Origin of the sequence: Sinobacterium caligoides (genome assembly GCF_003752585.1) — a bacterium.
Classification (GTDB): Bacteria; Pseudomonadota; Gammaproteobacteria; order Pseudomonadales; family Sinobacteriaceae; genus Sinobacterium; species Sinobacterium caligoides.
This window is the reverse complement of record NZ_RKHR01000003.1, coordinates 623,808-639,030: the sequence shown is the minus strand read 5'-3', so window position 1 is coordinate 639,030 and position 15,223 is coordinate 623,808. Positions and strand designations below refer to the sequence as shown.

The 15,223-nt window shown below is 51.6% G+C and carries 10 protein-coding genes; all 10 read left to right on the top strand.

Annotated elements, in window-relative coordinates:
* The first annotated feature begins 73 nt into the window (after nt 1-73).
* The 10 genes from EDC56_RS02980 to EDC56_RS02935 all read left to right on the top strand — a co-directional run bounded on the left by EDC56_RS02980 (nt 74) and on the right by EDC56_RS02935 (nt 15,221).
* Nucleotides 74-4,339 carry an RHS repeat-associated core domain-containing protein gene (locus EDC56_RS02980; RefSeq protein ID WP_123711028.1) on the top strand — a complete coding sequence of 1,422 codons (4,266 nt, stop codon included), beginning with the start codon at nt 74-76 and terminating at the stop codon, nt 4,337-4,339.
* Nucleotides 4,340-4,360: 21 nt separating this feature from the next.
* On the top strand, nt 4,361-4,777 hold the full coding sequence (locus tag EDC56_RS02975; RefSeq protein WP_123711027.1) for a hypothetical protein: 417 nt from the start codon (nt 4,361-4,363) through the stop codon (nt 4,775-4,777).
* A 392-nt stretch (nt 4,778-5,169) separates the two neighbouring features.
* Nucleotides 5,170-5,361: an RHS domain-containing protein gene (locus EDC56_RS19925; RefSeq protein WP_123711026.1), complete on the top strand. Its 192-nt coding sequence runs from the start codon at nt 5,170-5,172 to the stop codon at nt 5,359-5,361.
* Nucleotides 5,362-6,720: 1,359 nt separating this feature from the next.
* Nucleotides 6,721-7,713 (top strand): transposase, encoded by a 993-nt coding sequence (locus tag EDC56_RS02965; RefSeq protein ID WP_123711025.1) that lies wholly within the window; start codon nt 6,721-6,723, stop codon nt 7,711-7,713.
* Between the two features lie 184 nt (nt 7,714-7,897).
* Complete coding sequence (locus EDC56_RS02960; protein WP_148059288.1) at nt 7,898-8,341, top strand: hypothetical protein; 444 nt, start codon at nt 7,898-7,900, stop codon at nt 8,339-8,341.
* 412 nt (nt 8,342-8,753) lie between these two features.
* Entirely contained in the window at nt 8,754-9,149 is a 396-nt protein-coding gene (locus EDC56_RS02955) for a hypothetical protein (RefSeq protein WP_123711023.1), read from the top strand.
* Between the two features lie 418 nt (nt 9,150-9,567).
* Nucleotides 9,568-10,797: a nucleoside recognition domain-containing protein gene (locus tag EDC56_RS02950; RefSeq protein WP_123711022.1), complete on the top strand. Its 1,230-nt coding sequence runs from the start codon at nt 9,568-9,570 to the stop codon at nt 10,795-10,797.
* Between the two features lie 319 nt (nt 10,798-11,116).
* On the top strand, nt 11,117-13,297 hold the full coding sequence (locus tag EDC56_RS02945) for a type I secretion system permease/ATPase (RefSeq protein WP_123711021.1): 2,181 nt from the start codon (nt 11,117-11,119) through the stop codon (nt 13,295-13,297).
* A complete protein-coding gene (locus EDC56_RS02940) occupies nt 13,294-14,715 on the top strand; it encodes an HlyD family type I secretion periplasmic adaptor subunit (protein ID WP_123711020.1) in 1,422 nt (473 codons plus the stop codon). Before EDC56_RS02945 ends, EDC56_RS02940 begins: the two co-directional genes overlap by 4 nt.
* Entirely contained in the window at nt 14,712-15,221 is a 510-nt protein-coding gene (locus EDC56_RS02935) for a hypothetical protein (protein ID WP_123711019.1), read from the top strand. The genes EDC56_RS02940 and EDC56_RS02935 overlap by 4 nt, the downstream gene beginning before the upstream one ends.
* Nucleotides 15,222-15,223 lie beyond the last annotated feature (2 nt).

Below are 15,223 nucleotides of genomic sequence, written 5' to 3'. Positions count from 1 at the left end.
ACAGTCACTATCTTTTAGCGAACAACGAACAACGAACAATAAACAGCAAACAATAACAGCGAAGTAACAAGTTATGTGGAAGAACCAGCGGATACGATCTTTCCTGGCCGGGTTGAGTGCGTCGGTGCTCGGCGTGTTAACGCCGGCACTGGCCAGTGCAGCGACCGGTATCGAGGTGCAAACGAGCACCCCGCACTATGCTACCGCCGCCTATGAAGACACCTTTACCGATCTACGAGTGAAGGTGTTAGGGGGCGAGGTGCGTATGACGCGGCGCTGGATGGGCGACCACTGGGAGTGGAACCGTCGTTGGACGCCGCTGCAACTGTTCACCAGTTACGGTGAGCGCATCGACCACATACCGACCGAGGCCGAGGCCGTCGACGGCAAGGTGTTAATCCGCGACATCTTCCAACAATCCGAGATCGACCACGGCGACAAGACCATCACCCCGGATGAGGTCAAGGCGCTGCTGCAGAGCCTGTTGCGCAACGGCCAGAACTACCTGCGTAAATCCTCCGGCGAGGATCCGCTGTTCGCCAACCTGCCTCAGCGCACCATCACCGCCCACCAAGGCGGTGCAGAGGGCTTTAGCTGGAGCGACCGTCTAGGCAACCGTATCAGCTACGACAACCATGGCCGCATGACCGGCTATGCCGACCCGTATGGCGTACAGGTCACGCTGATTTACGATGCCGAAGGCCGCATCGAATTCATTGAAGATCACCACGGTAAGACCGTGATCAGCTACGGTTACGATGCCCAGGGACGTTTAAAGCGGGTGACCGATTATCAGGGCCGCGAAGTGGTCTACAACTATAACGCAAGCAATCAACTGCAAACGGTCACCGACGTGCGCGGTGAGACGTGGACTTACCACTACAAGGGCGAGTTGTTGGTAGGCTACAGCGACCCGAAGCAGAACAAGACCACACTCGTGCTCGACAAAGAAGGCCGCTTGAGCGAGCGCTTTAACGCCGACGGCGTCGGCATCCGTGTCGACACCAGCTTCGATGAGAAAACCCAGCGTTACTACCTCGCCGTCACCGACGGTGAAGGCACCCTGACCGAGACCTGGTACAACACCTTGGGCCAAGCCATGCGCAAGGCGATCAACGGTGAGCAGCAGTTCAGCGCCAGCCTGGTGATGTCCGATGGCAGCAGCAATACCGGTGGTCTCAGTAAGCGCTACCGCATTAACCGTCCCGGTGGTGGCCTGAGCCTGGGCAGCAGCAGCCAGTCGAGCATTGCCGATGATCCCTACGTCAAACAGCGTATCGTCACTGACCCCCGCGGCAACCGCACCACCTACGAATACGACCAGTTCGGCAAGGTCAAAAAGAAAACCCTGGCCGACGGTAGCACCGTGCAGACTGATTATAACAACCGCAGCCAGGTGACCAAACGCACCGATGAGCGCGGCGTGATCACCGCCTACACCTATTGGCCCAACAGTCGCTTAAAAACACTCACCGAGGCCCAGGGGCGGGACGAAGAGCGGGTGACCAGTTACAGCTACGATGAGTTTGGTCAGCTCAAGGTTACCACCTACCACGGTGACGCCAACACCGAGCAGGCGGTGGAGCAGTTTGACTACGACGACTACGGCAATATCAAAAGCTATACCGATGCGTTAGAACAACAGACCCAATACCAAGACTTCGACGCCCTCGGCAACGCACGCGTATTAATAGACGCCCGTGGCAAGCAGTGGGCTAGAAGCTTCGATAACGCCGGCAATCTACTTACCGATCTAAACCCCTACGGCCAAGGCACGCGCCTGACCTACGATAAAAGCGGTTATATCGCCACCATCACCGATGCCGCCGGCGTGACGACGACGGTGGCGACGAACGCCAGCGGCATGCCACTGACACTCACCGATGCCAACAATAAGGTTACCACCCTCAGCTATAACAAGCGCGGCCAACTGCTTGGCCAAGAGGATGCCGAACAGCATGGCAATGCCTTACGCTACGACGCCCTCGGCCGCCTTAAGCAGCAGATCGACGGCATGGGTAATAGTGCGGAGAATCATTACAAGGATGGCCAGCTCGACAGTGTCAGCTACCCCGGTTATAGCGAGGGCAAGGGGGTCAAGGAGAGCTACCAATACGACAAGCGCCTGCGCCGTAAAGCGGTGACACAGCAGTTTGAAGGCGGTAGCCTGCAACGCCAGTTTGGCTACAAACAGGGCCAGCAGCTAGAAAAATACACCGATGCCAACGACAACGTCACCGGTTACGTCTATGACGGTCTCGACCGCATGATCGCCTCGACCGACGCCGAGGCTGGCACCACCGAATTCAGCTACGACGATCGCGATAACCTGCTGACGGTCACCGACCCGGAAGGGCGCATCACCCGTTACACCTACACCCTGCGCGACGAGTTGAGCAGCGAGTCCAAGCAGTGGGGTGGCAACGATAGCCTACCGGCCAGCGCGCCACCGGCGCGACAGTATTTTTACGATCATGCGGGCAACCTCAGCGATACCATCAACGCCAAGGGCGAGCGCAGCCACTACATCTACGATGATGCTAGCCGCCTGCGCACCGTCATGACCGGCGTGGTCGCCGAGGCTGCCGCGGAAGATAGCGGTGGGGTCTGGCCGACGCTACCGCCGGTGGCCAGCGCCGCCGAGACCATTCAGCTGCACTACAACGACAAGGGCCAATACCAAGGCTACAGCGACGGCACCAGCAGCGAGCTGATCACCTACAACGCCCTTGGCCAGCGCCAGACGGTAACCGTCACCTACCCGGGCAATATTGAAAAAACCTACCGCTACGATTACTACGCCAACGGTTTGAAAAAAAGCTATACCGGCCCGGAGCAGCAACAGTACGGCTACCAGTACAACCGCAACAGTCAGCTGACCGCCGTCACCATTCCCGGCCAGGGCCAGATCAGTTGGTCCGATTTTCACTGGCAGCGGCCGCAGCGCCAAACCTTGCCCGGCGGCAGCTATATCGCTTACGGCTACGATGGCCTGCAGCGTGAGCGTCAGCGTTCCGTCTACGATGCCAGCGGCCAACCGTTGGCAACTGCCCTCTACGGCTTCGATGCCGAGAGCAATATCAAGCGCATCGACACCGAGACGACGAATAAAGTCTACGACTACGATAACCTCTACCGCTTGATCGAAGAGAGTAATAGCGCCATCAGCGATGCCCCAGCAACGTCGCTAGCGCCGAACCAGTTCTTCGACTACGACGGCGTCGGCAACCGCATCGCCGCCGGCACCGATCAGGCCAGTTTAGCGACCTGGGGTTACAACGGCCTCAACCAGTTGTTGGCAACGCCGCAGACAAGCTACAGCTACGATGACAACGGCCACACCACCCGTAAAATCACTGGCGGCGTGGTCACCGAATACGTCTATAACAGCCAAGAGCGCCTGGTCGAGGTCAAAGTCGACGGTGTCTCTAAGGCCACTTACGGCTATAACCCCTACGGCCAGCGCATCCGCAAGACCGTAGGCGGCACGACCACCTGGTTCTTTTACAGCGACGAGGGCATGATCGGCGAGTACGACGCCACCGGTGCGCTGGTGAAGGAATACCATTTTAAGCCCTATAGCCCCTGGATGACAGAACCGCTGCTACAGCGGGATGCGGCGACTAATCAGGTCTACTACTACCACAACGATCACCTTGGCACACCGCAGCAGCTGCTGGCCAAGAGCGGCGCCGTGGTGTGGTCGGCGGTTTACTCGGCCTTCGGCGAGGCAACGCTGACGACGGCGACCGTGAGCAATAACCTGCGCTTCCCGGGGCAGTATTATGATGCGGAGAGTGGCTTGCATTATAATATGTTCCGGGATTATGATCCGAGTACGGGTAGGTATGTGCAGGAGGACCCTATTGGGCTTGAGGGGGGGGGGAATGTTTATGGGTATGTTAAAAATACCCCATTGAATGATATCGATTCATTAGGGTTAAGATTTATGAGTCGTTGGAATAGGTTTCAGCAGAAAAATCCTGGTTATACATCGACTCAAAACAAGATTCGATATAGACGTTACAACTTAAATCGTTGGGGTAACCCTGGGCGTGCCAATAAAGATGCTTTAGAGGCATTACCTGATAATACGGGCTTTATAAGGGAAAAGTTCAAGGAGTCTGGAGGAGGGGGGGCTTGCGGTTTGATATTTGGTTGTTCTTTACCGTGGAATGAAGTGGAGGTATGTCATTGCTTTATTATTCCTCAATATAAAGATGCGATACAAGTATGTCCAAAGCCTGAGGTAGCCCCTTCAGATCAGGAAATGAGTGAGCCAGGAAAAGAAGTATGTAACTGCTTTATTGAAAGACGTCCTGATTACTCAAGATATTAATTATAGAGAATAAGGTTTGATATGTTTTTTGAAAAGAAATGCTCATATAATGTGCTAGTTGGTTTTTCGCTTTGTATATATGTTTTTTGGTTTTTTTGGCCATATATAGGAGTTAATTATTATTCGAGCTCTCAGTTGGATCTTATGTTTTTAAATGGGACTGGCGGAGTTCTTCCTGTTGATTATTATTTGGATTACTTGGTGCTGTTTTTTTATGTTGTAAGCTCACTGGGGCTTCTTTTTAGGAAAAATTGGGCCAGGTTAGTTTTTGTTTCTCTTCTTCTTGCGGATGTAATACTCTCTCCGTTATCTGGTGCGATGGTTCTATTAGGAGTAGATAAAGTAATTCATACAGTATTGATGTTAATCGATGGTTGTATATTAGCTCTAACATTCCTTTCTAGTGTGAAAGATGAGTTTGGTAAAAAGGGAGGCTAACGGGACACCCACCCTCAGAACCCGGTGCTGTATAGGCTGGGTTTAATCCTTCCTTTGGTTATTTTGCTTGGGGACTAACGGGACACCAAAGACTAACGGTGGACTAACGGGAGGTGACTAACGGGACACCCACCCTCAGAACCCGGTGCTGTATAGGCTGGGTTTAATCCTTCCTTTGGTTATTTTGCTTTGTGGCGACGTTGGGCAATACAAGGACTAACGGGACACCCACCCTCGGAAAAGTTGGTGATTGTGAAGAAGAAGGAGGGGCAGACTGTAACAAATCCACTGCAGAGCGTCTTAAGGATGTTAATGAAAGTATTACGGAAAGAGGTGGTTCTGAAAGCAAGGTGAGACTAAAGGGACACCCACCCTCATAGGGACTAACAAGACTGAGGCTAACGGGACACCCACCCTCAGAACCCTACTACCACAACGACCACCTTGGCACACCGCAGCAGCTGTTGGCCAAGAGTGGCGCCGTGGTGTGGTCGGCGGTCTACTCGGCCTTCGGCGAGGCAACACTGACGGGGGCTAACGGGACACCCACCCTCAGAACCCGGTGCTGTATAGGCTGGGTTTGATCCTTCCTTTGGTTCTTTTGCTTTGTGGTGAAGTCGAACCCGGAGGCTTGAGGCTAACGGAAGACTAAAGGGACACCCACCCTCAGGGGAACCCAACGGAGGCTAACGGGACACCCACCCTCAGAACCCGGTGCAGGCTAACGGGGAACCCAACGGGACACCCACCCTCAGAACCCGGTGCTGTATAGGCTGGGTTTAGGGCAGGGAACCCAAAAAAACCCAAGACACCCACAATTATTTGCCAACCCAGCATCCTCTTCTAAGCTTTAATCTACAAGCCTTAGCGGGACTAACGGGGACTAACGGGACACCCACCCTCAGAACCCGGTGCTGTATAGGCTGGGTTTGATCCTTCCTTTGGTTCTTTCATGACTGACTAAAGGGACACCCACCCTCAGAACCCCTAACGGGACACCCACCCTCAGAACCCGGTGCTGTATAGGCTGGGTTTGATCCTTCCTTTGGTTATTTTGCTTTGTAGGCTAACGGGACACCCACCCTCAGAACCCGGTGCTGTATAGGCTGGGTTTGATCCTTCCTTTGGTTCTTTTGGAAAAACCCAAGACACCCACAATTATTTGCCAACCCAGCATCCTCTTCTAAGCTTTAATCTACAAGCCTTAGAGGAGGCTCTAAAAAGAACCCAACGGGACACCCACCCTCAGAACCCGGTGCTGCGGAACCCAACGGGACACCCACCCTCGGAAAGGAACCCAACAGGAGGCTAACGGGACACCCACCCTCAGAACCCGGTGCTGTATAGGCTGGGTTTGATCCTTCCTTTAAGGCTAACGGGACACCCACCCTCAGAACCCGGTGCTGCAACCCCTAACGGGACAACCCCTAACGGGACACCCACCCTCAGAACCCGGTGCTGTATAGGCTGGGTTTGATCCTTCCTTTGGTTATTTTGCTTTGTGGCGACGTTGGACAATACTGAGTCTATGTTGATTAAGGATGACACCCATGACTTCGCCCCGTTCCCGGCAGATTAGTCTCGATGCTACCCCGTATTATCACTGTGTGTCGCGCTGTGTGCGGCGAGCGTTTCTATGTGGTGATGAATATGAACATCGTCGAGGTTGGGTGGAATCTCGGTTGTTCCGTTTGGCCAACCCCTAACGGGACACCCACCCTCAGAACCCGGTGCTGTATAGGCTGGGTTTGATCCTTCCTTTGGTTATTTTGCTTTGTGGCGAAGCTGGGCAATACTGAGTGTATGTTGATCAAGAACCCCTAACGGGACACCCACCCTCAGAACCCGGTGCTGTATAGGCTGGGTTTAATCCTTCCTTTGGTTATTTTGCTTTGTGGCGACGTTGGGCAATACTGAGTCTATGTTGATCAAGGATGACACCCATGACTTCGCCCCGTTCCCGGCAGATTAGCCTCGATGCTACCCCGTACTATCACTGTGTGTCGCGCTGTGTGCGGCGAGCGTTTCTATGTGGCGATGAATATGAGCATCGTCGAGGTTGGGTGGAGTCTCGGTTGTTCCGTTTGGCCGAGGTGTTCTGCTTGGATATCGCCGCCTATGCGGTGATGTCTAACCACTATCATGTGGTATTACATATTAATAGCGCAGAGGCCGCCGCCTTAGATACTGAGGCGGTGATAGCACGTTGGCACCAGTTGTTTAAGGGCCATGCGCTCAGCCAGCGCTATTGTGCCGGGGAGCCGTTGGTGCCAGCCGAGCGCGAGGCACTGGATACTATCGTCGCACTATGGCGCAAGCGCTTGACGGATATCAGCTGGTTCATGCGCATTATTAATGAAGGTATCGCACGGCAGGCGAATCAGGAGGATCAGTGTACCGGCCGTTTTTGGGAGGGGCGCTTTAAATCACAGGCATTACTGGATGAGAAGGCGTTACTGGCTTGTATGGCCTATGTCGATCTTAATCCTGTGCGTGCGAAGATGGCCAAAACCCCAGAGAGCTCGGCATTCACCTCCGTGAGAAAGCGTGCTTTGCGCGCGAAACAGGTGTCGCCGAAGCAGTCGATTAATCATCCACGGCAGCAAGTAAAAGGCTTGCTGCGCTTTGCAGGCAACCCCCGCGAACCAATGCCGGTCGGTATTCCCTGTCGACTGAGTGATTATCTGCAGCTTGTCGATGTTACAGGGCGGTGCATCCGGCACAATAAACGGGGTGCCATCGCGGAGGAGCTGTCGCCGATATTGTCACGGTTAGCGATAGCGCCTGACGACTGGTTGGCCAACACACAACATTTTGAGCGTCGATACACACGTATAGCAACGATGTTGCAGAAGCTGCGAGCAGCAGGTGAGGGCTTTTGCCGTCCTTGTGATGGCAGTGAGTTTGCTTCTCGACTGATTAAGGCTAACGGTTAACTAAGCTACCGATAGAAATTACGGAGTGACTGGTTATCGACGGTTGTAGTTTGTGAACAAAATGAAAAATAATATGTTATGTTTCGTCAGGAAAGGATCGCTTCCTAGCTTAAAGGTAATCACAGTGATAGTGAATAGCTATAATGAGTGGTCGTATAATAATATACAACAAAGGACTTCTATAATGAGCCCAGACTTCAACTCAACCTCATCCTATATTGCGGATGATAAAAAGAAATATAACCCTGCATTTGCTAAGGTCTTGAGTATTATTTGCTTATTCTTTTTAATAATATTTGTCCTGTTGGGAATAGTCTCGTTAGCTGACAGCCAACAAGACTCAGCTTACTTGTTAGGTATGCTTATCGGTAATGCAATGATAGATTTTTCATTGATCTATCCACACTATATATTCTTAAGGTTAATTAAAGGTAAAACTGATAGACGGCTTAAAGTTTTTTATTGCAATATCGCGATTGCGCTTTTGTTGCTTGTTATATTGTTTGTTGCGTATTTCTTAAACATGCTTGACTTGAAAACTATCTTTATCTCAGCTTTTCTTTTAACTACCTCCTATTTTTTAAATGCATATTCTGCATTGCATATTGAAATTGAAAAAGTAGGTTAGTGGGGCATGGGGGCGACGGGCCACTAAAGAGCTTGCCAAAGTTTCGCTCGATGATTAGCCAGTTTTTATAGGGTATGTTTAAACGCTGTAAGATCGCCGCGGCCTTGCTCTCTATCACCTCGATGGTTATTAGCTTGAAGGCAGTGGTCGGTTTGCTAGATCAGTGTTCGATAGTCTTGCAGGTGCCAATAAACATCCTTGGTTTGTACCTGCTGCTCATATTCTATAGCAGACAATAACAGCTTAAAGTTCGAGTTGCTGCGGTCTAATTTTGGCATAAAGAGGTGGCAATAAAAACGCATAAGTTTTTCATTAAAACTAGCATGCCCCATTAGTAATCGTTAATATTTATGCGTTTCGTCTAAATGTTGATAGGCGAAAGGTTGTTTGATTATTAATTAAGGAAGATTGTATGTATAAGAAAGCGGGTGTTTTAATATTTGGGGCTGCCTTGACCTTTTCGAATTTCGTATTGGCTGATGGCTTTAGTTTTAATAATGCTGATCGATTAAACGTCGTCGTCATCGATGATAACAATATGACTTTATTTCATGGTAATGACCCGATGAGCTCAGTTAATTTTACACCGCGGACAGATTTTGTCACGGTAATTGCGACGACTGGTGATGGCAAAGAAGCATTTAACAAAAGATTTCGTACCTCTGCATCGTCCCCTCCTATGTGTAATTACACGCTTCTTGTCAGTCAATCAGAGGGGCACAAACACATGATGTCTGAAATATCCTCAGGTAACTGTACGGCTGATGTCGATAATTACCAATCGAACAGTGGTGTACCGAAATTGTAAGCGGAGTTAGTTTTAAAGGCGGATTAAAGCCACGATAGCGATGCTTTTTACGTTGTAGAATAACTAAACGTTGGGTGGTAGCCCCGGCGTTATAGCAGGGTTGAAAGCATCGCTATCAATAATTTGCTGTTGATAGTAGTTATTAACTTTCACTGTACACCGCATAGGGTGTAAGTGGTTACTTATTCGGCGTAGCTGTAAATCTGGGCGGCTTAGCCCATTGTTGTTCGCTTAGCTAATCGTTATTGTTGAATTGGGTATTAGAGCGCAAACTATTGTCGAGCCGCATGTCATTTTTTGTGCGTATCACATAGCATGGCTCTATAGTGTATGAGTTGATGCGATAGAAATACGGCGTATGTCATCGCTCACCCCCTTGTCGTGTACGGCAGCAAATTAACGAGTCTATAGGTATGATGTGCTAAATCGAGTGTGGTTATTCTTCTTTGCGACAGCGACGCTGGCGATTGCTATTCAGCTTTTCAATGGCCATGTTGAGGTGTTGTCCACGTCGGTGAAGGCGTTGTTTGATAGCTCGAAGCTTGCGGCTGAAATCGCGCTGGGCTTGATTGGCGTGTTGTCTTTGTGGATGGGGTTGATGCGGGTCGGTGAAAAAGCCGGTGTCGTTGGTTTCTTTGCCAAGCTATTTGAGCCACTGCTATCACGCCTCATGCCGGAGGTGCCTCGTGGTCATCCGGCCTACGGTAGTGTCACGATGAACCTCACCGCCAATGTGCTAGGTCTTGATAATGCTGCGACGCCGCTTGGCTTAAAGGCGATGCAAGACCTGCAGACGCTTAACCCCAATAAGTCAGTTGCTACCAATGCACAAATCCTCTTTTTAGTGCTGAATACCTCCTCGGTGACACTGGTGCCTGTTACTGTATTCCTCTACCGTGCCCAGCAAGGCGCGGCTGCCCCTGCTGATATTTTTCTTCCCATACTACTGGCGACCACCGCTTCGACGTTAGCGGGTGTCGCGATTGTGTCGTTATTTCAGCGTATCTCACTGCTTAATAGTGTGGTGCTCGGCTATGGGGCGTTGATTTTTGGTTCGATCATGGCGCTAGTGTTTTACATGGGTACCTTAACCACGACGGCGATTGGTAGCTTATCGACCGCGATGGGCAATGGTGTTTTGCTGTTGCTCGTGTTCAGTTTTGTGCTGGTTGCTGGCTTGCGCAAAGTGGCTGTCTACGATGAGTTTATCGAGGGCGCAAAAGAGGGGTTTGCACAGTCGATCCAGCTAATTCCCTATCTGCTGGCGATGTTGCTAGCGATCGCGTTATTGCGTGCCTCGGGGGCGCTCGATTATCTTTTACATTTAATTGCTTCGCTTGTACTGATGCTCGATGGCGACACACGCTTTGTCGATGCCTTGCCCACGGCGATCATGAAACCGTTCAGTGGCTCTGGGGCGAGGGCGATGATGTTAGAGGCCATGGCGCATCATGGTGTCGATTCTTTTGCGGGGCGTTTGGCGGCCATCTTCCAGGGCAGTACAGAAACTACGTTTTATGTCTTGGCGGTCTATTTTGGTGCCGTGGGTATTAAGAACGGTCGGCATGCGTTGGTGTGTGGTTTAACGGCTGACCTTGCCGGCATCATCGCGGCAATTTCTGTCTGTTATTACTTTTATGGTGGCTAACGGCTCGGGACTGGGCTGTTAGTCGATCGACGCTATGTCTGTATTGCTGCGTGGCAGTTTCAGCTGCTGCTTGTCATAAGTGTTTGCGGTAAATTCACACCATAATCTTGATTGGAATATTTGACTGTATTCATCAGAACTATATTCCCTATAATTAGCTAGTGTTAATTAGTGACTGCGTTGCGTGCTCTAGGTTGAGTGCTGGTTTTTCTATTGTTTTGTTTGCTACGTTCGACTTTAGAAGTACGCTGTATTTATTTTGTGGTTATGCGACCGACAGGCATGTTATAACTGTTAGAAAATAATATGTAGCGTACTTATGGATAACAACAAGGATAGCGGGCTGCTATGTTTGGTGGCGATTGCTCGCTTCCATCAGCTGCCTGTCGAGCCAGATCAGTTGGCGCACCAATTTGCCAAGCCGGGGCAAGTCTTCTCTGACGATGACATCTTGCTGGCGGCAAAGTCGGTCACACTGAAGGCAAAAAAACTCAGCCTCTCTATTGAACGCCTGGACGATAAGTTCTTACCGGCGATTATCAAGACGGTGGATGATCGTTACGTGATCTTGGCGCGTACCGCCAAAGATAGCGAGGGTAACCGTAGCTTTTTGATGCACGACTTAGCTGAGCAGGCGCCGCGTTCGGTCGATACGGCCCAGCTGACGGCGCTGTGGTCGGGTGAGTTGATCGCATTAGTGCGTCGGCAAGGCTTTGGTGAGAGCTTGCAGCAGAAGTTCGATATCACCTGGTTTATTCCCTCGCTGGTGAAATACCGCCGGCTGTTTGCCGAGGTAATTATTGCCTCCTTTTTCCTGCAACTATTTGCTTTGATGACGCCGCTGTTCTTTCAGGTGGTGATGGATAAGGTGTTAGTTCACCGCGGCTTTACCACGTTGGATGTGTTAGCCGTCGGTTTCTTTGTGGTGGTGGTCTTTGAGGCCATTATCGGCGGGGTGCGTAATTATATCTTTAGCCATACCACTAACCGGGTCGATGTCGAGTTGGGTTCAAGGTTGTACCACCACCTGATGAGCTTGCCCTTGGCCTACTTTGAGTCGCGTCAGGTGGGGCAGAATGTGGCGCGGGTGCGCGAGCTGGACACCATTCGCAACTTCATTACCGGTACCGCGTTAACGTTGGTCGTCGACCTGTTTTTTGTGTTTATCTTCATCGCCGTGATGTGGTATTACAGCTCGCTGCTGACCTGGGTGGTGCTGGCGACGATCCCTTGTTATGTGTTGCTATCAATTATTATCACGCCGATGCTTCGCCACCGCTTGGACGACAAGTTTAAGCACGGTGCCGCCAATACCGCCTTCCTCACCGAGTCGATTACCGGTATTGGTACCGTGAAGGCGATGGCGGTAGAGCCACAGATGCGCCGCAAGTTGGAAGATCATATGTCCGACTATGTGCACGCCTCTTTCCGCAGTCAGAATTTGAATAACGTTGCTAATCAGATAGCCGGCCTAATTAACAAACTGATGACGCTCGGTATCGTTTGGTGGGGCGCCCACCTGGTGATGGCGGGAGAGTTGACGGTGGGGCAGCTGATCGCCTTCAATATGCTGGCAGGAAGGGTGAGCGGCCCGATTTTGAAGCTGGTGCAGCTGTGGCAAGATTTCCAGCAGGCCGGTATCTCGGTGAAGCGCTTGGGTGATATTTTGAACACACCGCGGGAGCCGGGCTTTAACCCTAACCGCTCGCGCTTGCCCAGCTTGCAGGGGGCGGTGAGTTTTGATCATGTGCGTTTTCGCTATCAGGCTGATGGCCCGTTGATCTTGGACGACGTCCATCTACAGGTAAAACCGGGCGAGGTGATCGGTCTTGTGGGTCGCTCCGGCTCTGGTAAGTCGACCATTACCAAGTTACTGCAGCGCCTCTATGCACCGGAAGCTGGGCGTGTGTTGGTTGACGGTGTCGATCTGTCGATGATGGATACGGTTTGGCTGCGCAAGCAGATTGGTGTGGTGCTGCAAGAAAACTTTCTGTTTAACCGCAGTGTGCGCGAGAACATCGCCCTATCAGATCCGGCGGTACCGATGGAGCGTGTAGTCGCAGCGGCGAAAATGTCCGGTGCCCACGAATTTATCGCCGATCTACCGCAGGGCTACGACACCATGATTAGCGAGCAGGGCAGCAACCTCTCCGGTGGTCAGCGCCAGCGCTTGGCGATTGCTCGGGCGTTAATTACCAACCCGAAAATCCTCATCTTTGATGAGGCGACCAGTGCCTTGGATTATGAATCAGAACGCATCATTCAAGACAATATGGCGGCGATCAGCCGTGGCCGTACAGTCTTTATTATTGCCCACCGCCTAACCACCGTGCGCCAGTGCGATCGTATTGTGGTGATGGAGAAGGGAGTGATTGTTGAGCAGGGCAGCCATACACAGTTGGTGGCGAAAGGGGGGCACTACGCGCGCCTAAACAGCTATCAGCAAGAGTCACCGGCGCAGCCGACAACGCGCAATGACGCTGCGGGGGTGAAAGCATGAAGGCTTGGCATGCACTGGTAGAGGCCTGGCGTAACCGGGCAGAGCTTGGCGATGGCGCTAAGACGCGGGAAATTGTCGCCTTTCAGCCGGCGGCGTTGGAGATTCAAGACTCGCCACCGAACCCGATACCGCGTTGGACCGGTTATATCTTGTTGGCGCTGTTTGCGATTGGCTTGCTGTGGGCCTGTATTGGCGAGGTGAATATTGTCGCCAGTGCCGAAGGCAAGATTATTCCCAGCTCGCGGGTGAAGCAGATTCAGCCGTTGGAAAAGGGCGTGGTCGAACAGATACTCGTCCACGAGGGCGAACATGTTGAGGCGGGCCAGCTGCTGATCGAGCTCGATAGTGCACAGACAACGGCGGAGAAGCAGCGCTTACAGGGTGAGTATTACCAGCTTAACCTGCAAGCGGCGGTGAGTCGCTCGTTGTTGGCGCTACTGACACAGCAGAAAGCAGAGGGCGAAGATACCGTACCGTTAACACCCGATAACCTCTTGCTGCAAGTCGATGAGACGGTATTGGCGGCCGACCGCAGTTTATTTAAACGGCTACTGTGGCAGCGTTGGCAGCAATACCACGGTGAACAGCAGCGGCTGCAGAGCGGCCTGTTGCAAAACGAATCGGCACAGCACGCCGCCGAGGCGGAGATCGATAAGCTGCAGCGTATTCTGCCGATCGTTGAGAAGCGAGCAAGTTCGATGAAGGGGCTGCACGAGAAACAGTACGCCTCCGAAGAGGAATATTTGCAGCTAGAACAGCAGCGTATTCAGATGAGTCAGGACCTGGTGAGCCAGCGTTATCAACTGAAGCAGCTCGAGGCCGAGCGTCAGCAGGTGGGACACCAGCTGAGCACCTTAACGGCGCAGGCAGCGGCGCAGGAGTTGTTAAAAATTACCGAGCTACAGCAACAGTTGGCCTCGTTAAACGAGCAGCTGAGCAAGGCCGTCGACCTCGATGCTAAGCAGAAACTCTACGCCCCTGTTAGCGGCGAAGTGAAAGAGTTGGTGGTTAACACTGTCGGTGGTGTCGTTACCGAAGCGCAGGTGCTGATGATCATCGTGCCCAGCGATCAACAGCTGGAGGTAGAGGTGATGTTAGAGAATAAAGACATCGGTTTTGTACACGAAGGTATGGCGGCAGAAATTAAAATCCACACCTTCCCCTTTACCAAATATGGCTTAATCGACGGCGAAGTGAAGAACGTCTCCGACGACGCCACCATCGACGAACAGCGCGGCCTCCTTTATGGCATGCACTTATTGATGGATAAGAACACCATTCGCGTCGACGGTAAGGACGTCGAACTGATCCCCGGCATGGCGGTAACCGCCGAGGTCAAAATAGGCCAGCGACGCATCATCGAATTCTTCTTGGCGCCTTTGTTAAGGCACGGGCAAGAGGGGTTGCGGGAGCGATGAAATTTCTAAAGAGTCGCCGCTTCTATTTGCGCTTTGATACATTGTTTTTTCTTGTTTGGATTGCCGGTTTATCCGTTTATTGTTTGGATTATTCCTTGAGGTCAGAGAGTGATTTCGATCAGGTGTTAGAGGTTTGCGGTGTGTTCGAGAACATAGGGCAGACTAGTGGGAGGCGAGGTGCTGGGAGGGTGCATTTTGATGTTAAACCGCCGGGTAGGGTTGATGTGCAGATCTTTCCGATCTGGACTAATGAGTATTATTTTAAGCCTAAATTGCTTCCTCACCTGGGAGATAATGTGTGCGTGAAATATATTCGCCCTCCTTTCCTTAGTTTCTTGCAATACGCCGTGTCAGTATCATTCGATAGCAATGATGTTGATGATATTGAGGGTTTTGGTGAGGCGTATTTGGATTTTGGTCCTTATCTTACTTGGTTGGAAATTTTTGTATTTACGCTTGTTATGTATGTTTTTATTAGTCTGATTGTTGCTCGGAAGAAGGTTTGAAT